Below are 19835 nucleotides of genomic sequence, written 5' to 3'. Positions count from 1 at the left end.
ATGATTTTTACCTTGACAGCGTAGCTTTTAATCTTCACAGCTTTTATACGGGGCTGGAGAGGATTTTTGAACTAGTTGCCATCAATCTGGAGCAAAGTAAGCCGGAGGGGCAAAACTGGCATCAGAGCTCCATTGAGGAGATGCCTCTATGACGGAATTGGACACGCTTACCGAGGTCGACCTCCGGCAAGTTTGGGGTAATGAAGCAAAGGATTTTACCCCGTGGTGAAATCAAGCCCTCTGGGGGATTACCAGAGGGCTTAGTATTTGCTTCTATGGCAACCGTGTAGCAGCGATATCCCCCAAAATTGATACTCACCCCGCATACTCCTCAAATCTATGGCGATATTACGGAAGTTCTCATTAAGACCAGCAATAATAGCTGGCGAAAAATTGAAAAATACCATGGGCAGAAACTTACTATAGAGGAGATTCGTGCTCTGCAGTCCCATCGGTGATTATGCCGTGTTTCTAGGGGGATTACTTGCAAACAGCACACTTGGACGGAAATGAAATGGGAAGGTTTAAAGAGTTACGGTAAAACATCGTCTGAGACCTGGAGCGCGGCGATAAAGGCGGCGATGTTCTTGGCCGGGACGCCGGTCCGTTCGGCCAGTAGTTTGACCAGCGGGTCGTCGGCCAGGGAATAATAGTTGGCCAGGGGTAAATGGTCGGTGGCTTTACCGAGCCCTACCAGCTCGTCCAAGGAAACACCAAAAAGCTGGCCAAGTCTAATCAGCGTCTCCAGGCCTGGCTGCTTTGTCCCGCGCTCCCAGTTGGCTACGGTGGGACGCTCTACGCCGACCATCTTGGCCACATCTTCCTGCCGCAGGCCCCTCCGCTGGCGTAACTGCTTTAGAGACTCCCCGAACTTCAGCACGATTATCACCACCTATCTCAATAATTTGCTTCTAGCTTGTTAAATCTTCTGCTCTCTTAGATTTTCATTTTTTATGATGAGGTCCAAGAGGGCAGATGAAGCCTAGTTATTGTGATAATGCGGCATCGCAAAACGAAGGCCTATGTGAGTTTTACCCGTGGCTTGTATGATATGACCAATGGTTAAATTTCCAGCTGCTCATTTATGTTTTTGTAAAAAGTGTTTGATCCTTGCGGTACCTTTGGGACAATCACGGTAGAACCGATAGCGGGGCAGTTTCATCACCTCCTGCACTACCTACTGCCTTTTTACACTTTGAGACAATAACATTTCCAATTCAGGGTCTTGATATTTTACTGCGAGCCTAGGTTTCCAATGGAAACATTATATGCATAGAATCCCGCCCTTACTTAAAATATAACCTATGGAGAACGCTCGCTCACAGCGGAATATTAATAAAGGGACAGTTTAGCATTATGATTAGGATGAAAAACCGTCCCGGAGCTGCAACATAAATATACTTATCCAATTATAACCTTTTAGAAGTGTTGTGAGAAACCCTTTTAAATCACAGCTGGCCGCAGTAGTGGTGCCATTGCTAATAAGGATACGAGGCCGGTTGCCGAACACCTGCCACTAGAATTCATGAGCCTTCATCGTTCGACAAGATTTTTATGTGGATAGCCATCTTCTATTGACAAGTTCCCAAAAGAGCACATATAATGTTTCCTAAAGGCACAAAAAGGCGAGTGATACGCCTGAAAAGGAGGCAGCCGATGCGCACTGCCCTGCGCAAGGCGCGGCTCAAGGCCGGCCTGACACAATCAGAACTGGCCCACCAGGTGGGGTTGAGACGTGCTTCCTACACCAATATTGAGAAGGGGCACAAAAACCCTTCCGTGAGTACCGCTCTCCGCATCGCCCGGGCCCTTAACCGACCGGTTGAGGAGCTCTTTGCCGACGAGCTCTATGCCTTCCATGGTGCTCGGAGCGGGAGAAGGGCGATGGGCGGTTGATCGTCGGGAGTAAATATTGCCATTGCTGCCGCTGATTATGCATCTGGCCGCGGTCTGGAGCAACACCTTGGAGCCGAACCATGGGCTGGACTTCGGCATCCTCACCCTTAAAATAAAGTCCTGAGCTTTTTAAATAGGGTAACAGACTGGGCAACGTCGACTGCTAGAAGTCGTTGGACATCTTAAGGGGGAGCGAAATATGGTTGATGGCCCATTAACTGAAGAAGAAATTAACGAGCTGTTAGCTGCGTATGAAGAACTAACAAGCCGGATTAGAGAGGGCAAAGTTCTACCGCTCACGGATCTGTCTATACAGGAAGAAACGGTAAATAAGAATAATAAGAATTATTCCTGGGAATAAAGGGTGTACATTTTTGTGAGTAAGCCAGGTAATACCAAAAGTTAAAAAGGTTGTTATCAGACACCGTTAAGGGCAAACCAGTCGAAAGACTGGGGCGCAAAGCCGTGGGCCTAAGGCTTGTATAAGCTATGGCTGTCAGGTTGCCGGTGGACCTTCTTAGAGACGAAGGGAATTATGTTGGCTCTTAGAGGGAACAGGTAACCTGTCCCCTTATTTTTTTGTTAGACGGAAATTATTTTCCTTTACTCAGTATCCTACCCAAACAAAGTTTATATCGAAGGGATACCTTGCGAACCAGACAAGTATCGGTACTTAGGGTTAGAAACGCTCATAAGTTTTTTAACGGGACAGTTTGCCCGAGGTATTGTTTTTGGAGAAATGGGCAAGGAGGGATGGCTACATGAAAAATGGAAATAAACGGATAAATAGTTGAAAATAGCATTTAAATTTATTTAATAACACTTAAAATGTTAAATTCAGGAGGACTGATAACCATGGCTATTGATGCCACCAAAACACTAGAGCCATTACCTTCTGCTAGTCGAGGGATATACAGCGATACCAGTAAGAGTGGAGCAGTCAAAGAAAGTGACAAAAAGGAAATGGAGTTACGGAGGAGGCAGGCACGTACTTTTGCGAAGCAACAACAGATTGCCGAGCGGATAGCCAGCGCGACGGAACAACTTTCTTCTGGCGTAGAAGAGGCTTCCAATGCAGTAGAAGAATTGCGCACTGCCATGGAGCAGATAGCCAGCGGAGCACAAGAGGCCAGCGGTGCTACCCAGCAGTCCCTGTCCGCTATTCAGGTTATTGGCGAAGCTGCCAAGGTGTCGGTAAAGCAGACCCGGGAATCTCTCACTCGTTGTGAAGCCATTAGAAACCTGGTGAGCCGCACGAGTGAGGATATTGAGGTCCTGATACAAGGGGTAGACGCCAGCGCCGCCAGGAGCGAGGAGTCGGCTATGCTGGTAGCAAAGCTGGAAGAAGAAGCGTCCAAGATTGGCGAGATTGTCCGCACCGTGGTAAGGATAGCTGACCAGACCAACCTTCTAGCCCTGAACGCTGCGATTGAGGCGGCGCGGGCTGGGGAGCACGGCCGCGGGTTTGCTGTAGTGGCGGACGAGGTAAGAACCTTGGCAGAGACTTCCGAGAAAGCGGCCAGCGACATTCGGAAGATAGTCGGTAGCGTGCAGGAAGACGTGCGAACGGTGGCTGAAGCCATCAACAAGGCGGCTGAGGTAGCCAGGGGTGAGACGGAAAAAGGCAAGGCCATCACGGAAGAGCTTAAGAAGATAGCCGCTTCTGTAGCCAATGTAGTGGAAGGAGCTACCAGAATCGAGCAGCTGGTCACGGAAGTAGAAAAAGCGGTAGCCGAGTTCGAGAAAGGTAGTGAACAGATAGCTGCTAATGCTGAGGAGCAGGCCAGCGCCGCCGAGCAGGCCTTGCAGGGGGTTCAACAACAGGTCCAGGCACTAAACGAAATAAGCAATAATAGCAATAATTTAGCAGATTTAGCTGATGAACTCAAGCATTCGACCGATGTGGTCAAGTCAGCAGAGGGCCTGGCGGCGGCGGCAGAAGAACTCTCCTCGGCCATTGAGGAGGCCAGCCGTTCGGCAGAAGAGATTAATGCGGCCCTAAATCAGATGGCGAAATCGGCAGAGCAGCAGGCTTCAGCGTCCGAGGAAGCCTCCGTCGCCATCAAGCAGATCGAAAAATCGATGGGAGTAATTGCGAAGGAGGCCGATGATTCCAGAGCGGCAGCAAAGGAGCTCAGCGACTTGCTGGCTGCAAATAAAGTCAGGGTAAATGAGCTGATTAAAGGCATCAGGCAGGCAGCAGCAACCAACCTTGAGAACGTACAGAAAGTTAACCAGCTGGAGCGGAACGCCCGCATGATCGACAAGATAGTAGACACCATTGCGAGCGTAAGCATCCAGACCAACATGCTGGCAGTAAGCGGCGCTATTGAGTCAGCCCGGGCGGGTGAATACGGCAAGGGGTTCGCGGTAGTAGCTTCAGACATCCGGAACCTTGCCCAGGAGAGTGCCCGCAATGCTGAACAGATTAAGGAAATGGTAAAGGGTATTCAAGAGCAAGTAATGAACGTACTCCGGGACATTACTACTATTGGAGATGTAGTTCAAAAGGAAGCGGAAAAAGCTCAAAAGACAACGTCCGACCTTGACCTTATCGAAGCCGATATGCGGGTGGTAGTTGATGGTGTGGAAACGGTTAAAAAGCAGGCTGATGAAAGCCTCCTGAGGGTGGAAGAAGCAGCCAAAGGAGTAGAACAGATAGCCACGTCTGCCCAGGAAGCCAGTAAGGCGGCACAAGAAGCAGCCGTCGCCAGCCGCCAGCAAGCGGAAGGCATGAAGGAGCTTGCCCAGGCTATCGAGGAGATTGCAGCCATGGCGGACGAGCTCCAGCAGGGCTAAAGGAATAGGGGTAAACGAGGAGGAAAGTATATGGCAGTAGCCGGTGGGTCGGTTGCAAGCTCTGACCAATACGTGGTGTTTCGCTTGGGCGAGGAAAGCTACGGCATAGCAATAGAGTACCTCCAGGAGATCATTCGCGTTCCGTACGTGGTGAAGGTGCCCCTAACGCCCCCGTACATGCGGGGGCTCGCCAACCTGAGGGGCAACATTCTCCCGATTTATGACACCCGCCTGCGGTTAGGTATAAACGCTACGGATGATGACGAGAGCAACCGGGTGATAGTTGTTAATGCTGGAGGGAAGCAGGCGGGCTATGTAGTGGACCGGGTAGAAGGCGTTATAGATATTCCCAGGGAGGCCGTAGAGGAATTCCGGGAAAAAGGTGATACTGGAGGTTACGTAACCAGGGCAGCCCGTGTGGGCGAGGGCAAGCTTGCCCTTCTTATAGATATGGACAATATGCTTAAAGATATAGGTTTAAACGACAGCAGGATAACTTCTATCAAAGGCAATAAAGATTACGAGAACCCTGGTGCTAAAGAAGAAGAAAGCAGTGCCGAGGAAAACGAGCAACAGCTTTTGACCTTTCAGGTAGGAAAAGAAGAGTACGCTTTGGACATCGCTGACGTTCAAGAGATAGTGCATTTGCCGGAAAACTGGAATGTAGTACCTGATGTTCCTCCCTATGTCCTGGGACTGGTGTCGCTGCGGGACAGGGTTTTACCCCTCATCAGTATGAGGAAGCTTTTCGGCCTTCCGGAGGGTGATGTTCCTGGTGGCAGAATAGTAGTAGCGTACGTAGGGGAAGGCAAGAGAGTAGCCGTTGGTCTAGTAGTGGACAGCATAGCTGAAGTTTTGAGAGTGGCAGAGCGGATATTGGAACCGGTGCCTTCCGTGGTGCGTTGTGCCGGGGATGAATTTGCTGCCATATGCCGGCTGGCAGACGAGCGCATGTTATTTGTACTTGACGCCTCCAGACTGTTACGAGATGTTGCGTTTCTTACGGAATGGGAACAGGGAGGAACAGAGGAAGCAGGTGCTTCTAGCCGGAGGGTGTTGGAAGAGGAGCGGCAGCTTGTGACTTTTTTCCTGGATGAGGAAGAGTTTGCTCTGCCCATAGACAGCGTCCGTGAGATAATTCGCGCAGGCCGTATAACCGTCGTACCCAGGATGCCGGACTTTGTGAAGGGGATATTGAATCTTCGAGGGAGTATAGTGCCCATTATCGACTTGCGGTGCAAATTCGGCTATCCCGAGAGAGAAATAGATGAACAGGTACGAATTTTAATCTGCGAAGGGAATACATCAGTGATGGGCCTGATGGTCGACGGCGTAAAGGAAGTAGCCAAAATTAGTATGAGCAGCATTGAAGCCACGCCTCAAGTTTTAGTGAAGGACAGTATCCAGTCTTTCGTTGCAGGGATAGCCAAGTTTGGCGGCGAGCGTAACGTAATACTTTTAGACCCGGCGCGTGTACTGTCCTGGGAAGAGCGCGACAAACTTATAGAAGCGGTGGAGGAGACGGATAGCGGCAGATGAAGCCTATACGGGTACTCGTAGTAGACGATTCGGCTTTCATGCGAAGAGTTATAAGGCAAATATTAGAGGGAGCACCCGATATCGAAGTAGTGGACGTGGCACGGGATGGGCTGGAGGGTACGAAGAAGGCCATTACCCTCCAGCCCGACGTGGTTACCATGGATATCAATATGCCGGGGATGGACGGCCTTACCGCCCTGCAGCATATAACCGCGAAGACAAAGGCCAAAGTAGTCATGATATCTTCGTTAACCAGGAAGGACGCGCTTATAACGCTAGAGGCCCTCGAGCTGGGGGCGGTGGATTTTATAACGAAACCGGACGGCACCATATCGCTGGGTATAAGCCGGCTTGCGGATGAGATTATAGGTAAGGTGCGGGCGGCGGCTAAAGCGCGGGTGCGTACGAGAACGCCTGGTAGAAGGGTTCCCCGTGTGGAAAAACGAGTCCCGGTAACTACTGTCACGGACCTGGACTGGGTAGTAATGATAGGCGTATCCACGGGAGGGCCCAGGACTCTGGAGGATATACTGCCGTACCTGCCCGGGGACCTGCCTGCCGGAGTGGTAGTAGTACAGCACATGCCGCCGCGCTTTACTGCCAGCTTTGCGCAACGCCTCGATCATTGTAGCAACTTGCATGTGCGTGAAGCCCAGGAGGGAATGAGATTGAGCAACGGCTTGGCGGTAATTGCTCCTGGGGGCTACCATCTTATGTTCAGGCGGCAGGGTGGGGCTGTTACCTGCTATTTATCTCTCAGGCCGGAGGACGACGAATTTCGGCCTTCAGTAGATGTAACCTTGCGCGCTTTGATGGAGGCGTTCGACCCCAAGCGTATCATTGGGGTCCTCCTTACAGGAATGGGAGACGACGGTGCGGATGCGATGGTAGAATTAAGAAAGCGCGGCGGCTGGACTGTAGCCGAGAGCGAGGAGACGGCGGTAGTGTGGGGTATGCCCCGTGCCGCGATAGAACGTGGGGGCGCGGACGTAGTAGCCCCCAGTTATGAGATAGCGGACATTATACGGCGGAAAGTCGGAAACAGGTAGGTGTTGATGGGAGAAGGCTTTAGGTATTTTTGCGGCCCTCCTTCGGGATACTGGCCGCGATGGAGGGTAATAACGGTTCATGCTTTAGGCCGAAGCAGGTGTCCTGGGAGCTTATGACGGGCGTAAAATTGCCTGCTAGGAGTATCAAAGGAGAAGGGCGATGACTAAGGCAGAGTTTGAACGCCTGCGGGAGTACATATATCAAGAATCAGGTATTTACTTTGAGGACAGCAAAGTCTACTATGTAGAGAAACGCGCCAGGCAGCAGGTGGAGAAGTACGGGTTCAAGGATTTTACAGCTTACCTGGGAGCCCTGAGGTTTGACAGTACGGGCAAGATGCGGCAGGAACTGCTGAACAGTATTACCGTTAACGAAACTTACTTTTTCCGCGAGTATGAACAGTTGAAGTGCTTGGCGGAAGAAATCGTACCTCTCTGGTGCCGGAACGGTGTAGGACGCAGCGGCGTCAAGATATGGTGTGCGGGATGTGCCTCCGGTGAAGAAGCTTATACCCTGGCTATCGTAATGCAGGAGATGGCGCCCGACATACACTGGGAGATATACGCTACCGATATAGATACGGAGGTATTAAATAAAGCCGAAAAAGGCATTTATAATCACTATGCTGTCCGCCAGGTGCCTGAAGTCTATCTTAAGCGATACTTTAGCCCTTTGGGTGATAAATACACTATATCTTCCTTGTTGAAGCGAAAGGTGAAGTTTTCCCACTTAAATCTTGTAGACGATGCTGGAATGCGCAAGATGAAGGGCTTTCACGCTATATTCTGTCGCAATGTCCTGATATATTTTGACGACCTTTCCCAGCGGCGGGTGGTCTTGCACTTTTATCAGGCCCTGGAGCCCGGAGGATATGTGTTCTTAGGACATTCAGAGTCTATGAGCCGGATAACAACTGTTTTTAAGCCGGTGCGGTTTAAAAATGCTATTATATACCAGAAGTAGCAACCTGGAAGGTTAAGCCGGCATTTGGCGAGGGAGCGTAATATGGAGAAGGGGTCCAAAACTTTAAGGATTACGGCTCACGAGCTTGGGAGCCGCGATGTGTGGCCTTTGCTGCGGGAGATGGAGGAAAAAGGGTGGCTTGAACAGATAAATCTCTTGGATTACGGCGAAGAATACAGCCTGGAAATTGTAGTCAGGTCCGAACAAAACATAGAACCATCCGAGCGGCTAATAAGGGACTACTTAGAGGGCAAAACGGTCGTGACCGATACTACCCGTATAGCGCGTGATGTGGGCCGGGAGATGGTAGAAACCAAGACGGTCAGGGTAGAACAGGGTAAAATAGACAAGCTTTTAGCTCTGGCGGGCGAGCTTATAGTTAGCACCAACGTGCTCGCTCACTTAATAAAACGTCTCGAAGAGCTGGGTTTGCCGGTTGAAATGGTAAGGGAGTTCAAAGAATACCAGTCGGCGCTTAGTCGAACAAGCTGGGGGATTCAAGATGTAATTATGGATATGCGGCTTATGCCAGTGGGTTTTGTGTTTGAGCGGTTCCGCCGGGTAGTACGAGAACTGGGGCAGGAACTGGGGAAAAAGGTACAGTTTAAAGTTCTCGGCGATGAAGTTACCATAGACCGCAACGTTGCCGCTACTATATACGAGCCTCTTCTCCATCTAGTCCGTAACGCTATTGATCACGGTTTAGAAGGGCCCGAAGACAGAATTCGGTCAGGGAAGCCCCCGGAAGGAGAACTGCTTTTGAGAGCGGAACGCAAGGGGGAGCACGTGGTTATTACGGTGAAAGACGACGGTACGGGGATTGACGCTGAGGTGGTCAAGCGTAAGGCGGTGAGCCGTGGATTAATAACTGAAGAACAGGCAGAGATGATGGGCTTTAACGAGGCTTTGGAACTCATATTTGCACCTGGTTTTAGTACAAAGGACGAGGCCGGTGCGGTTTCCGGACGGGGTGTAGGCATGGACGTAGTCCGGGAAACGGTAGAACGGTTAGGTGGGAAGGTAAAGGTGCGCAGCGAGGTGGGGGGTGGCACAGAGGTAGCCCTGGAACTGCCTATCTCGCTGAGCATAACAAAGGTTGTACTCTTGGATTGCGGCGGTCTGTACGGAATCCCGGTAGGGGAGGTAAAAGAGATCGTAAAGGTAGAAGCCTCCAGGCTTCACTCTTTAAAAAAGAGTGAAGTAGTTGTCTTGAGGGAAACCATATACCCCGTGGTCCGGCTTTCTCGTGTACTTGACACTAAGGTAGAGGAGGTAGAAAGCGATGAACTTACACTAATAGTCCTGCTGGCAGGTGTTGCAATAGCCGCGCCCAAAGTTTTAGGCGAACAAGATGTAGTGTTAAAGAACCTACCGTCCCAGCTTTACCATTTGAAGTTGTTTACTGGTGCGGCAATACTAGGGAACGGGGACATTGCTCTGATTTTAGATACTAGTGTCGTCGGAAGGATGGTGTAAACTCCTGTGGAGATTGACTTGCTGCGTGAGTTTTTAAACGAAGCTCACGAGCAATTGGACATGTTAGAGCAGCTGTTTTTAAAGTTAGAGGAAAGCGATAATAGGACCATTGATGCGATTTTCAGGATTGCCCATACCCTCAAAGGCTCAGCCGCTTGTGCAGGACTTAAAGATGTAGCAGAGTTCGCCCATAAGATGGAAACTTTACTTGACAGTATTCGGAAAGGTGAAGTGGTGATAAGCGAAAGTGTCTGCAACCTTTTGCTTCAATCCGGAGATGTCTTAAGGGCGCTGATACATGGTGTTGAGGAAGGGCTGGAGAATTATGTTCCTCCGGAATACAGTACGATCGTGAACGAGCTTGAGCGCGCCTTTGCCAGAAGTTTCATTTCTGCGCGGGAGAATGACAATACCTGTGAAAAATTGCTCGTGCGGGTTGGGCTTGACCGGTCTTCAGAAATGCGTGCCGCCAGAGGGTTTGTGATACTGAAACGGCTGGAAGACATGGGCAGATTGAAGTTTTCGCGGCCTTCGGAGAACGAATTGCTCAGCGGGCAGGTAGTTCCCGATGCCATACTAGTAGTTGTAGAGGGCGATATGGAGGATCAAGATCTCTATGAGTGTATAGCTGGATATCCGGACGTAACAGACGTCGATGTTAGGTACATGGTGGAAGTACGGGAAACCGATTGGATGAGATATAAGGAATATGTAAGTGTACTGGAATCAAAGGGGAAACGTATAGTCCTCGACTTCGTACCCGGTACCCTGAAGCTTGATGGCGGTGCTTTGAGGTTTCTTAGCGAAGCCTTGCGACGCGGGTGGCTCCTGCATTCAAACGACGACCTTACTTATAGAGTGCTAAGTCGGATAACGTTAAAGCAAGTGGGTTGAGGAGGCTTTTTTCGTGGGTAGAATAATATACTTGACCTACATAGGGCACAACGGAAAGGTTCAATTGCCGCGAAGGGTTTTGGATGAGCTTAAATGGAAAGAAGAAGATTGCTTTAAAATTGAGGTTAAAGGACAGGGCAAAGTGGAAATTAGGAAGAGTAAGTAACAACCTGAGCGGCCTCTGTTAATTCTCGGACAACACCGCAGAAATTGACTCCGGTAAAAATATAGTTTACCATATTGTCAATAGCTACCTGAATTTAAGGGAGGCCAATCAGGGAGTGAAGGAAAAACTTCAGCAGGACATGAAAGAAGCCTTGAAAAACCATGATAAAATCCGGTTGCAGACTATCCGCATGGTATTGGCCAGTATCAAAAACGCCGAGATCGAAAAAATGCATCCCCTTTCGGACGAAGAGATGGCTGCCGTTATCCAGCGGGAAATAAAAATGAGAAAGGAAGCTTTAGAACAGTTTGCCCGTGGGAGAAGGGAAGACCTGGTCCGGCAGGCTGAAGCGGAGATCAAAGTCCTGGAAGACTACCTGCCCGAGCAGCTGAGCGACAGCGAACTAAAAGCCATCATCCAGCAGACTATCAGCGAAGTAGGGGCGCAGTCGAGCAAGGAAATAGGGAAAGTAATGGCCGCCTTGATGCCTAAAATCCGCGGCCGGGCCGACGGCAAGAAAGCCAACGAAATGGTAAGGCAATTACTGGCTTAAGAGGTACCTGCTTGTTAGGAGCTACAGGATTCCTAGCTTTAAGGACCCCGGTTTTTATCCTTCCGGTAAACGGTACCATGTACCACGGCGATGGCTTCGCCCTGGCTGCTGTTTACAGTAATCCGGTAAACGCCCGTCCGCCTGGTGAGGTGCTCTTCCCGGGCTTCAGCTACAAGCCGTGTTCCTGCCCGGGCTGGTGCCAGGTAATTAATAGTTACCGAAATAGCTACGGCCGGGTTGCCGTGGGAGTTGCTGGCTAATCCTAAGGCCGTATCGGCCAGGGTAAAAATGGCGCCTCCGTGACCGATGCCATGAAAATTGAGCATGTTTTCCGTGATGGTCATGGCCACCCGGGCATAGCCGGGGGCCAGTTCCAGGAGCTCAATTCCTAGGGAACGGGGAAAGGTATCGGAGGTATACCTTTCTTTTACTGCCTGCAAGAAATCCATCGATTTACCCCTCTCAAGTGGCTTCCCGGCGGCGGGCTATGACATGGTATGTCCTGCCGTCGCTGTCGCCGCGGCCCTGATAGTCGAGGCCGTAATCCTCTAAAAGCTTTATTAACAGGTCCGCCTGATGGGCATCGGCGGCCTCCATGGTAATAGTAAGGTGGTCTCCCGGGTTAAGTTCCGGCAGGACGTCCCGCAGCCGGGCTAGATCGCTGCTGGTAATGGCGGTACCCATCCTTAAAGAAATATCAGGCATAAGGGGCCTCCTCCCTGACTTTTTCTTTAGTTTTGCCGGGGAAGAGGCCTTTTAATGCCTTTATTTATTCATCACTGTAAGCAGCCGCACCAGCCGTTCGGCAGCATCGGCCAGGAGGGTGGCGGCGTTTTCCAGGCAGTATGCTAAAGGTACCGGCCGGGGGACGATGCTCATAAAGCCCTTAATGCCGTGGTCATAGACGGTGCCGGCACCTTCGCCGATAGAACCTACTAGGGCGACCACCGGGATGCCGTATTTCCCGGCCACCCGGGCAACGCCGGCGGGAACTTTACCAAAGGCCGTCTGGTGGTTGATTTCTCCTTCGCCGGTGATGACCAGGTCGGCGCCCCTGGCCAGGATGCCGTCGAGATCTACGGTTTCTATAACCAGTTCAATACCACGCCGCAAGCCGGCGCCCAGGAAGGCTACCAGGCCGGCTCCCAGGCCGCCGGCGGCACCGGCTCCGGGCAGTTCCCGGACGTCTTTCCCCAGGTCTCGCTCAATTGTGTCCGCCAGCCTGGCCAGGGCGGCATCCAGGCGGGGGACCATTTCCGGCGTGGCGCCCTTCTGGGGACCGTAGACCGCCGATGCTCCCCGGGGGCCGCATAAGGGGTTGTCCACGTCGCAGGCTACCAGGATTTCCGCTTCCTTTACCCGCGGGTCCAGACCCTGGATTTCAATGCGTTCCAGTTCCTCCAGCCCGGCAGCGCCCGGCCCGATATCCTGTCCCCTGGCATCGAGAAGTTTCACCCCCAGGGCCTGGGCCATACCGGCGCCGCCGTCATTGGTGGCACTGCCGCCGATGCCCACAATTAACCGCCGGCAGCCGGCGTCCAGGGCCTGGCGGATGAGCTCACCGGTACCGTAAGTGGTGGTAAACAGGGGGTTACGCTTTTCCCGGGGTACCAGGGGCAGGCCCGACGCCTGGGCCATTTCCACCACGGCGGTGGTACCATCCCCCAGGATACCCCAGGCGGCCCGAACCGGTTCCCCCAGGGGACCGGTGACGGTGGTGGTGATTATCCGGCCGCCGGTTGCGGCTACCAGGGTAGTTGTTAAACCTTCACCGCCGTCGGCCATGGGCACGGTGACGGTTTCTGCCTCCGGGAAAACCCGTTTGATACCTTCAGCTATAGCCGCCGCAACTGCGGGCGCGTCCAGGCTTTCTTTAAAGGAATCCGGAGCAATGACAATACGCTTCATTTTTTACCTCCAGTTCCAAAAACCTTAAAAACCTTCTTTAAATATTCGCCGGGAATGTAAAAATACCTCCCATCCCCAGCCTTGACACTTAAAAAAAGCATATTTATAATGAATGTAACGGCGAAAATTTGTTATTTCACAATCCTTCGTTAGGTGAGGCTTCTGCATAGACAGACGCCACTGCCCGGAAACGTCGAAAGACGCCAATGGGTCAACAGGTATTACCGGCTTAAGGTTTTACCTAATGTGGCTGAGAGTTTTCTCTAGCTATGCACGTGCCAAAGCTCAACGAGTGGGGGTTAATAGGGCTATTGATGAACTCTATGTCTTCCCACTTGGGAAGACTATTTTATTGGTTGGGAGGTGAACCCCGTGGCGCGGGCAACGAACCTGGCTTTAACTATGATTATGGCAGCCCTTTTAATCGCCTTTGCCTACTTTGCCTACCAGGGCCACCAAGCTGTTGCCCTGGCAGGAGGGACAACAGTTGTTACCAGCATAGGCATCCTGCCTTATTACGCCTTCCGTTCCTTTTTAAGGATGCTGGGCGCATATATCCTTTCTTTTATCTTTACTCTTACTTATGGCTACAAAGCCGGGACAGACCCACGAGCCGAGCGCTGGCTCATTCCCATCCTGGATATCCTCCAGTCAGTGCCCATCCTGGGGTTCTTCCCTGCCGCTGTTTATTTTTTTGTCTCCCTTTTCCAGGGAAGCCTCCTGGGGGTGGAGCTGGCTTCCATCTTTCTTATTTTTACCAGCCAGGCCTGGAACATGACCTTCGGTTTTTATGAATCATTGACGACAATTCCCCGGGATCTTAAAGAGGCCGCTGATGCCTACCGGTTGACGGGTTGGCGCCGTTTCCAGAAACTATACTTTCCCGCCGGTATTCCTAAACTGGTCTATAATAGCATTCTATCCTGGAGCGGGGGCTGGTATTTTCTTATTGCCGCTGAAATTATTGCTATTGGTCCCGCTAGGTACTCTCTACCGGGTCTGGGTAGTTACCTCATCCGGACTACGGAAGAGGGGGATTTGGGGTTGACGATAGCAGGACTTTTAACCCTGATAACTTTAATAACTCTGATGAATATTTTTATCTGGCGTCCCCTCTCCATCTGGGCCGAAAATTTTAAGTATGAATTTGACAGTGGCGGCGCAAGATTAACCAGGGGATGGGGTTACCGCCTCTGGCACGAAGCCCCCTTTTTCCGGGAATTCAGGCGTGCGCTTATATCATTGGGAGCAGGCTTAAGTATTATAATAGAAAATATGTACCAAAAGATTTATACCTGGAATGGTAAGGGGCTTAATTATCAGCGTTATCTCACCTTGATTTGGCACTTTATTACTTGGTTAATGATTTTACTGCTGGGCGTGGCCCTATTCCGCGGTCTGGTGGCCCTGGGTACCCTGTTCATGATGCCCTGGCAGCCTGAGGTCTTCAGCATCCCCAAGGCCATTTTCTTTTCTTTTTTACGTTTACTGGCAGCATACATTCTCTCCCTTGCTTGGACAGTCCCGGCGGCCATCTGGATTGGCCATAATGAGCGGGTTTATGAAATCATGACGCCTGTTTTTGAAGTTCTAGCTTCAGTACCGGCAACGGCGTTATTTCCTATTATTGTTTTTATCCTGGTAGGGATCACAGGAGGTATGAACTTGGCAGCTATTATCCTCGTATTGACAGGTATGCAATGGTACCTCCTTTTTAACCTTATTGCCGGGGTAAAAAGCATTCCCAAGGATTTAAAAGAGGCAGCAGCCGCTTTTGGTCTCCAGGGAACCAGGTATCTACGCCGGGTAGTTTTACCAGCTTTGGTACCCTCCCTCATAACAGGCAGTATCACATCATGGGGGGGCGGCTGGAATGCCCTGATAGTTGCTGAATATGTTGTTTATGCCGGTCAGATTTACACTGCTTTTGGTATTGGATCCTTGTTGGATACTGCCATTTATGGGAGCGGCAGCTTCCAAATAATCTGGTCCAGTCTCATAGCCATGGTAGCAACTATCGTCTTTCTCAACCGCTTTTTCTGGCGGCGCCTGTACGAAATAGCTGTTGCCAGGTTTACTATAGGAGATTAACGGGGGTGGTATGGTTGGCTTTACTCGAAGTAAACCATGTTTATAAAACCTATACTGACGCCAACCGGTCCCTCACAGTTCTTAATGATATCTCTCTTAACGTCGCTAAGGGTGAATTTGTCTGTCTGGTAGGCCCGTCCGGTTCCGGCAAGAGTACTCTGCTGAGGATGGTTGTTGGTCTGGACCGTCCATCTCGGGGACAAATATTTTACCGGGGAAAACAGGTAAGCGGTGTTATGGATAAGATGGCTATTGTTTTTCAGTCCTTTGCCCTGCTGCCATGGTTAACAGTGATGGAGAATGTGGCCCTGGGTTTGGAGGCTAAAAATATCCCGCGGGCTGAAAGGGAGAGAATAGCCAATAAATATATTCAAAAAGTAGGGCTGGACGGATTTGAGGATGCTTACCCGCGGGAACTTTCCCGGGGCATGAAACAGAGGGTGGGTATTGCCCGGGCCCTGACCATGGAACCGGAACTCCTCTGCATGGATGAACCCTTTTCCGCCCTGGATGCCTTTACGGCCCAGAACCTGCGGGAGGAGCTTTTAGACCTGTGGCTGGATGTAACGCTTCCCGTAAAGTCGGTCCTCATGGTGACCCATGGCATTGAGGAAGCTGTCTTCATGGCCGACCGGGTGATTGTGCTGTCCAAAAGGCCGGCCCGGATACTGGCCGATGTCCGTATAGACCTGCCTCGCCCGCGTAACATGAAGGATGAAGCCTTCGCCCGGGTTACGGATAAAATATACTCGCTTTTGTTCTAAGAAGAAACAAGGGGACGGGTAACCGCCCCCTTTTAACTTTACAAAGCCTCGGCTATTTAGCTGCTAGCCAGGGAAATTTACCTTTGCTCCAGGGGAATATACTTTCTTTTACCAATCACATTTTTGTAGGCCGGTCTGATAATCCTGCCTCCACTTACCAGTTCTTCCAGCAGGTGGGCACACCAGCCGGAGATCCTGGCTATGGCAAAAATTGGGGTATAAAGCTCCACGGGAATATTTAACATCTTGTACACAAAACCCGAGTAGAAGTCCACATTGGGAGCGATAATCTTTTCATTTCCTTTTTTAGAGGCAAATAATTCGGGTCCAACTTTTTCTATGGTCAGGTAGAGGCCGAATTCATCTTCCATGTTTTTCTCTTTAGCGAGTTCAGCAGCCTTGGCTTTTAATAATACAGCCCGGGGATCGGACAGGGTGTAAACGGCATGGCCGAGGCCATAGATTAATCCTTTTTTGTCAAAGGCTTCCTTGTTGAGAATTTTGGTCAGGTAATATTTAACTTCTTCTTCATCGGCCCAGTCTTTTACATTGTTCTTTATATCATCCATCATTTCCATAACTTTAATATTGGCGCCGCCGTGCTTAGGCCCCTTTAGTGAACCGACCGCGGCCGCAATAACGGAGTATATATCTGTCCCTGTCGAGGAAACAACATGGACGGTAAAGGTTGAGTTGTTCCCTCCGCCGTGCTCAGCATGGAGTACCAGCGCAAGGTCCAGCAATTCGGCTTCCAGACGGCTGTACTGGTTGTTAGGCCTGATCATGTATAGGAAATTTTCGGCAGTGCTCAGCTCTTTTTGCGGTAGGTGAATATACAAACTTTGATTTCCATGATAATGGGCTTTAGCCTGGTAACCATAAGCCACCATGATGGGGAAGCGGGCAATCAGCTCAATACTCTGCCTGACGACGTTTTTGATACTTAAATCATCCGGGTTTTTATCATAGGAATAAGATGCTAAAACGCTCCTCGCTAATTTATTCATAATATCATTACTAGGGGCTTTTAAAATCATATCTTCAACAAATCCATCAGGGAGGCTGCGGTTTTCTGCCAGGAGATTGCTAAAATTAACCAGGTCCTGACGGTTAGGCAGTTCTCCGAAGAGAAGGAGATAAGAAACTTCTTCAAAACCAAAGCGTCCTTCCGCTTGGAAATTCGTGACAATATCCCAGATGTCAATTCCCCGGTAGAGCAACCGTCCCTGATCGGGAATCCTTTCGCCTTCATCTAGAATGTAACCGTGGACTTCCCCGATTTCCGTAAGCCCTACCAGCACGCCGGTGCCATCGCTGTTGCGCAAGCCCCGTTTTACATTGTATTTTTCATATAAAGTAGGCTCGATGTAATTATTTTTTTCAGCCAGTGCAGCAAGTCGTTCCAGGTAGCTCTTGTCTTCTATCTGCACATTAATACATCCTTTCTACTACAAGGATAAAGTTATTTATCCCTTATATATTCTTCACCAAAACTTGTTTTCCTTTTTTGGGGGAAATATAGGCTTAAGCTACCCCTCCTGAAGGCCTGGTGCAGCCCGGGGTAGAAAAACCCAGGTTGTTCCTTGGATGCACTTAATTTCTAACTAAATCCCGGTAATAAAAGTTTGGATCAGGTGCTGAATCCTGTTCTAAGATCTGGTATAATATGATAAAATAGTGGTACCTGAAAATGGTATCTAAATAGGGGGTCATAGCCACTGTGGACGCCGGGCCTTTACCCCAGGTAGGTATAGGGATGGTCATTGGCCTGCTCGAAATGCTGGAGGATGTCCGGGGAAGAGAAGATATCTTTAAGCTGGCCGGCAGTCTTTCGATGGAACTGGATGATATCGGGCCGGTCATAGAAGCGGCTAAGGTGCTGGGCTTTATTGAAACTACCAACGGTGATATTACCTTGACCGGGCTGGGTTCCCAGCTACTAAATGCCGGCATAAATGAGCGTAAAGACATAGTTGCCGGCCGGCTGCAGCAGCTGCCGGTCTTTAAAGAGGTCCTGGAGCTAATTAACTCCAGGCGTGGACGGCAGGTGCGGCGGGAGCAGGTTATCAGCCGTTTTGCCCGCAGGATGTCTGATGAGGATGCTGAACTCCTGTTTAAAACCCTTGTGGACTGGGGACGGTATGCCGGGATTATCGGTTATGATACTAAAGGTGAAGTTTTATATTTGGATGAGGAAGAATAAAGATATGCAACTGGCCCTTGACAAACATATCAAGGGCCAGTATAATAGACAGTGCTGTGGGGCTATAGCTCAGTTGGGAGAGCGCTTGAATGGCATTCAAGAGGTCAGGGGTTCGACTCCCCTTAGCTCCACCAGAAAAGAAAAGATGCCGCATAAGGAGCGGCATCTTTTATTTTTATCACAGGAGAATAGCAGTATAGGTTCCGGGAAGAGGGATTTTATGGTCAAGCTGCCTGAAAATCTGATCAAAGCTCGTTTCCTTATCCGGCCCAACCGCTTTACCGTAGTAGCGGAAAGGGGCGGGCAGCATTTAACAGCTTTTCTGGCCGACCCCGGGCGGCTGGCAGAATTGCTGTTGCCCGGAACCGAGCTTTACCTGGCCCCGGCGCAAGCCGGGGAAAAGCGGAAAACTGCCTACGACGTGGTTTTGTTACACCGGAACGGCACCTTTATTTCTCTGGACAGCCGCCTGCCCAACCGCCTTTTTGCCGCTGCCTTCCGTTCCGGCGGACTGGGGGCCTTTCAGGGCTACCGGCAGCTAACGGCGGAAGTCCGGGTCGGCTCCAGCCGCCTGGATTTTTTGTTGACCGTGGGAGGGGAGAAAGAGGCGGGACTACCTGGTGAAGGATTACCACCGTGTTATGTTGAGGTCAAGTCAGTAACTCTGGTAAACAGCGATAGGGTGGCCCTGTTTCCCGACGCCCCCACCAGTCGCGGCAGCCGCCACCTGCAAGAGCTGATGGCTTTGCGGGACAGGGGTTGCCGGGCGGCGGTGGTGTTTATAATCCAGCGGGAAGACGCCCTGATCTTTGCTCCCAATGAAGCCACCGATCCTCTTTTTGCCCGGACTTTGCGGGAAGCGGCGGCTGCCGGGGTCGAAGTTTATGCCTATCGCTGCCGCATCAGCCCGGTGGCGGCCCGCCTCAGTACTGCCGTACCTGTAAAGCTGGCCTGAGCGACCTTTGCTGCAGCTTGCGTCATTGCTGGTAAAAAATGTCCCCGTGAAGGGCAGGAAATTTGCGGTATGCGTCGAATAGTTACCTCCAGGTGAAGAGAAAATGACAATTCCTTAGCACATAAGCTGGGTGGTTTTGGGCAGCGGCTTTTTAAGTTTGGCCATCAGCGCCTGGCTGGCCCCGGTAACGAGCCGGGCCAAACCGATAAACTCTCCTGCTTTGCGGCGCAAGTTTCACCGGGTGGCCGTAAGAGTCACGATAACAGTGCCGGTAATGTTGCTTTACATAAGTGGGCGACGGCCCACCCTGGCCCTGGCCGGGGCTGCCGGCCTGAGCTGGCAGGGTGCCATTATTTATCTTGCCAGCGTAAGCCGGCAGAAGGAGGTGAAACCGGGATGAAGCGCCCGGCGGTGGTCTTCCTGACGGCGGTTGCTTTTATGGCTACCTTTCTGGCCTATATAAATGCTGCCTCGGCCTATTATGGATTGGTATGAACGTGAGGTACCTCCAAGTTTAAGAAAGTAAAACATAAAGTTAGAGAGGTGGATTTTATCACCTCTCTAAAATTTATGGAGAA

At 50.8% G+C, this 19835-nt stretch carries 20 protein-coding genes, 1 tRNA gene, 2 pseudogenes and 2 riboswitches; of the genes and pseudogenes, 18 read left to right on the top strand and 5 right to left on the bottom strand.

Going from position 1 to position 19835, the window contains the following annotated elements; all coding sequences use genetic code 11:
• Positions 1–32 precede the first annotated feature (32 nt).
• Positions 33–152, top strand: a pseudogene (locus tag FLZ89_RS16530) (hypothetical protein); the annotation flags it as partial.
• Positions 153–532: 380 nt separating this feature from the next.
• Here the strand turns inward: FLZ89_RS16530 and FLZ89_RS03920 are convergent.
• Entirely contained in the window at positions 533–880 is a 348-nt protein-coding gene (locus tag FLZ89_RS03920) for a helix-turn-helix transcriptional regulator (RefSeq protein WP_141263962.1), read from the bottom strand.
• A gap of 776 nt (positions 881–1656) precedes the next feature.
• On the opposite strand from FLZ89_RS03920, the gene FLZ89_RS03915 reads away from it, so the two are divergent.
• From FLZ89_RS03915 to FLZ89_RS03880, 11 genes and pseudogenes are all read left to right on the top strand, one after another.
• Complete coding sequence (locus FLZ89_RS03915) at positions 1657–1896, top strand: helix-turn-helix transcriptional regulator (RefSeq protein ID WP_141263963.1); 240 nt, start codon at positions 1657–1659, stop codon at positions 1894–1896.
• Positions 1897–2095: 199 nt separating this feature from the next.
• The gene (locus FLZ89_RS15570) at positions 2096–2257 is read left to right on the top strand and encodes a hypothetical protein (protein ID WP_172613435.1); all 162 of its coding nucleotides are present in this window, start codon (positions 2096–2098) and stop codon (positions 2255–2257) included.
• A 61-nt stretch (positions 2258–2318) separates the two neighbouring features.
• Positions 2319–2405: riboswitch (cyclic di-GMP riboswitch) on the top strand.
• A gap of 877 nt (positions 2406–3282) precedes the next feature.
• Positions 3283–3615 (top strand): annotated as a pseudogene (locus tag FLZ89_RS16525) (methyl-accepting chemotaxis protein); the annotation flags it as partial.
• A gap of 288 nt (positions 3616–3903) precedes the next feature.
• Complete coding sequence (locus FLZ89_RS16520) at positions 3904–4695, top strand: methyl-accepting chemotaxis protein (RefSeq protein WP_373995614.1); 792 nt, start codon at positions 3904–3906, stop codon at positions 4693–4695.
• 30 nt (positions 4696–4725) lie between these two features.
• A complete protein-coding gene (locus tag FLZ89_RS03905) occupies positions 4726–6234 on the top strand; it encodes a chemotaxis protein CheW (protein WP_141304438.1) in 1509 nt (502 codons plus the stop codon).
• Positions 6231–7283 carry a protein-glutamate methylesterase/protein-glutamine glutaminase gene (locus tag FLZ89_RS03900; protein WP_141263966.1) on the top strand — a complete coding sequence of 351 codons (1053 nt, stop codon included), beginning with the start codon at positions 6231–6233 and terminating at the stop codon, positions 7281–7283. The genes FLZ89_RS03905 and FLZ89_RS03900 overlap by 4 nt, the downstream gene beginning before the upstream one ends.
• Positions 7284–7443: 160 nt before the next feature.
• A complete protein-coding gene (locus FLZ89_RS03895) occupies positions 7444–8247 on the top strand; it encodes a CheR family methyltransferase (RefSeq protein ID WP_141263967.1) in 804 nt (267 codons plus the stop codon).
• Positions 8248–8289: 42 nt separating this feature from the next.
• Positions 8290–9723 (top strand): chemotaxis protein CheA, encoded by a 1434-nt coding sequence (locus FLZ89_RS03890; RefSeq protein ID WP_141304437.1) that lies wholly within the window; start codon positions 8290–8292, stop codon positions 9721–9723.
• Positions 9724–9729: 6 nt separating this feature from the next.
• A complete protein-coding gene (locus tag FLZ89_RS03885; RefSeq protein WP_141263970.1) occupies positions 9730–10617 on the top strand; it encodes an Hpt domain-containing protein in 888 nt (295 codons plus the stop codon).
• 13 nt (positions 10618–10630) lie between these two features.
• A complete protein-coding gene (locus FLZ89_RS15565; protein WP_172613434.1) occupies positions 10631–10783 on the top strand; it encodes a hypothetical protein in 153 nt (50 codons plus the stop codon).
• A gap of 115 nt (positions 10784–10898) precedes the next feature.
• A complete protein-coding gene (locus FLZ89_RS03880) occupies positions 10899–11336 on the top strand; it encodes a GatB/YqeY domain-containing protein (protein WP_141263971.1) in 438 nt (145 codons plus the stop codon).
• A gap of 38 nt (positions 11337–11374) precedes the next feature.
• On the opposite strand, the gene paaI is transcribed toward FLZ89_RS03880, so the two are convergent.
• From paaI to FLZ89_RS03865, 3 genes are read right to left on the bottom strand one after another with little or no spacing between them, the layout of a single operon-like run.
• Complete coding sequence (gene paaI, locus FLZ89_RS03875) at positions 11375–11785, bottom strand: hydroxyphenylacetyl-CoA thioesterase PaaI (RefSeq protein WP_141263972.1); 411 nt, start codon at positions 11783–11785, stop codon at positions 11375–11377.
• A gap of 13 nt (positions 11786–11798) precedes the next feature.
• Positions 11799–12041: a hypothetical protein gene (locus tag FLZ89_RS03870; protein WP_141304435.1), complete on the bottom strand. Its 243-nt coding sequence runs from the start codon at positions 12039–12041 to the stop codon at positions 11799–11801.
• Between the two features lie 60 nt (positions 12042–12101).
• Entirely contained in the window at positions 12102–13244 is a 1143-nt protein-coding gene (locus FLZ89_RS03865) for a glycerate kinase (RefSeq protein ID WP_141263974.1), read from the bottom strand.
• Between the two features lie 138 nt (positions 13245–13382).
• Positions 13383–13548, top strand: a riboswitch (M-box (ykoK) riboswitch).
• A gap of 68 nt (positions 13549–13616) precedes the next feature.
• On the opposite strand from FLZ89_RS03865, the gene FLZ89_RS03860 reads away from it, so the two are divergent.
• Both FLZ89_RS03860 and FLZ89_RS03855 read left to right on the top strand, forming a co-directional pair.
• Complete coding sequence (locus tag FLZ89_RS03860; RefSeq protein ID WP_141263975.1) at positions 13617–15335, top strand: ABC transporter permease; 1719 nt, start codon at positions 13617–13619, stop codon at positions 15333–15335.
• Between the two features lie 14 nt (positions 15336–15349).
• Positions 15350–16099, top strand: a complete 750-nt coding sequence (locus tag FLZ89_RS03855; protein ID WP_141263976.1) for an ABC transporter ATP-binding protein — start codon at positions 15350–15352, stop codon at positions 16097–16099.
• A gap of 77 nt (positions 16100–16176) precedes the next feature.
• On the opposite strand, the gene FLZ89_RS03850 is transcribed toward FLZ89_RS03855, so the two are convergent.
• Positions 16177–17523 carry a citrate/2-methylcitrate synthase gene (locus FLZ89_RS03850; RefSeq protein WP_141264123.1) on the bottom strand — a complete coding sequence of 449 codons (1347 nt, stop codon included), beginning with the start codon at positions 17521–17523 and terminating at the stop codon, positions 16177–16179.
• 296 nt (positions 17524–17819) lie between these two features.
• Between FLZ89_RS03850 and FLZ89_RS03845 the strand changes: the two genes are divergently transcribed.
• The 4 genes from FLZ89_RS03845 to FLZ89_RS03830 all read left to right on the top strand — a co-directional run bounded on the left by FLZ89_RS03845 (position 17820) and on the right by FLZ89_RS03830 (position 19657).
• Complete coding sequence (locus FLZ89_RS03845; RefSeq protein WP_172613433.1) at positions 17820–18302, top strand: AAA-associated domain-containing protein; 483 nt, start codon at positions 17820–17822, stop codon at positions 18300–18302.
• Between the two features lie 58 nt (positions 18303–18360).
• A tRNA-Ala gene (locus FLZ89_RS03840) sits at positions 18361–18436 on the top strand.
• Between the two features lie 86 nt (positions 18437–18522).
• Complete coding sequence (sfsA, locus tag FLZ89_RS03835) at positions 18523–19257, top strand: DNA/RNA nuclease SfsA (protein ID WP_141304434.1); 735 nt, start codon at positions 18523–18525, stop codon at positions 19255–19257.
• A 130-nt stretch (positions 19258–19387) separates the two neighbouring features.
• Positions 19388–19657: an accessory gene regulator B family protein gene (locus FLZ89_RS03830; protein ID WP_256369492.1), complete on the top strand. Its 270-nt coding sequence runs from the start codon at positions 19388–19390 to the stop codon at positions 19655–19657.
• The last annotated feature ends 178 nt before the right edge of the window (positions 19658–19835 follow it).

It is taken from the genome of Moorella sp. E306M (genome assembly GCF_006538385.1).
Taxonomy (GTDB): Bacteria; Bacillota; DSM-521; order Neomoorellales; family Neomoorellaceae; genus Neomoorella.
This window is presented reverse-complemented; position numbering and strand designations above follow the sequence as displayed.

Coding starts and splice junctions, on each gene's coding strand:
- FLZ89_RS03915 (WP_141263963.1), top strand. CDS start 1,657: ATGCGCACTGCCCTGCGCAAGGCGCGGCTCAAGGCCGGCCTGACACAA.
- FLZ89_RS15570 (WP_172613435.1), top strand. CDS start 2,096: ATGGTTGATGGCCCATTAACTGAAGAAGAAATTAACGAGCTGTTAGCT.
- FLZ89_RS16520 (WP_373995614.1), top strand. CDS start 3,904: ATGGCGAAATCGGCAGAGCAGCAGGCTTCAGCGTCCGAGGAAGCCTCC.
- FLZ89_RS03905 (WP_141304438.1), top strand. CDS start 4,726: ATGGCAGTAGCCGGTGGGTCGGTTGCAAGCTCTGACCAATACGTGGTG.
- FLZ89_RS03900 (WP_141263966.1), top strand. CDS start 6,231: ATGAAGCCTATACGGGTACTCGTAGTAGACGATTCGGCTTTCATGCGA.
- FLZ89_RS03895 (WP_141263967.1), top strand. CDS start 7,444: ATGACTAAGGCAGAGTTTGAACGCCTGCGGGAGTACATATATCAAGAA.
- FLZ89_RS03890 (WP_141304437.1), top strand. CDS start 8,290: ATGGAGAAGGGGTCCAAAACTTTAAGGATTACGGCTCACGAGCTTGGG.
- paaI (WP_141263972.1), bottom strand. CDS start 11,785: ATGGATTTCTTGCAGGCAGTAAAAGAAAGGTATACCTCCGATACCTTT.
- FLZ89_RS03870 (WP_141304435.1), bottom strand. CDS start 12,041: ATGCCTGATATTTCTTTAAGGATGGGTACCGCCATTACCAGCAGCGAT.
- FLZ89_RS03865 (WP_141263974.1), bottom strand. CDS start 13,244: ATGAAGCGTATTGTCATTGCTCCGGATTCCTTTAAAGAAAGCCTGGAC.
- sfsA (WP_141304434.1), top strand. CDS start 18,523: ATGGTCAAGCTGCCTGAAAATCTGATCAAAGCTCGTTTCCTTATCCGG.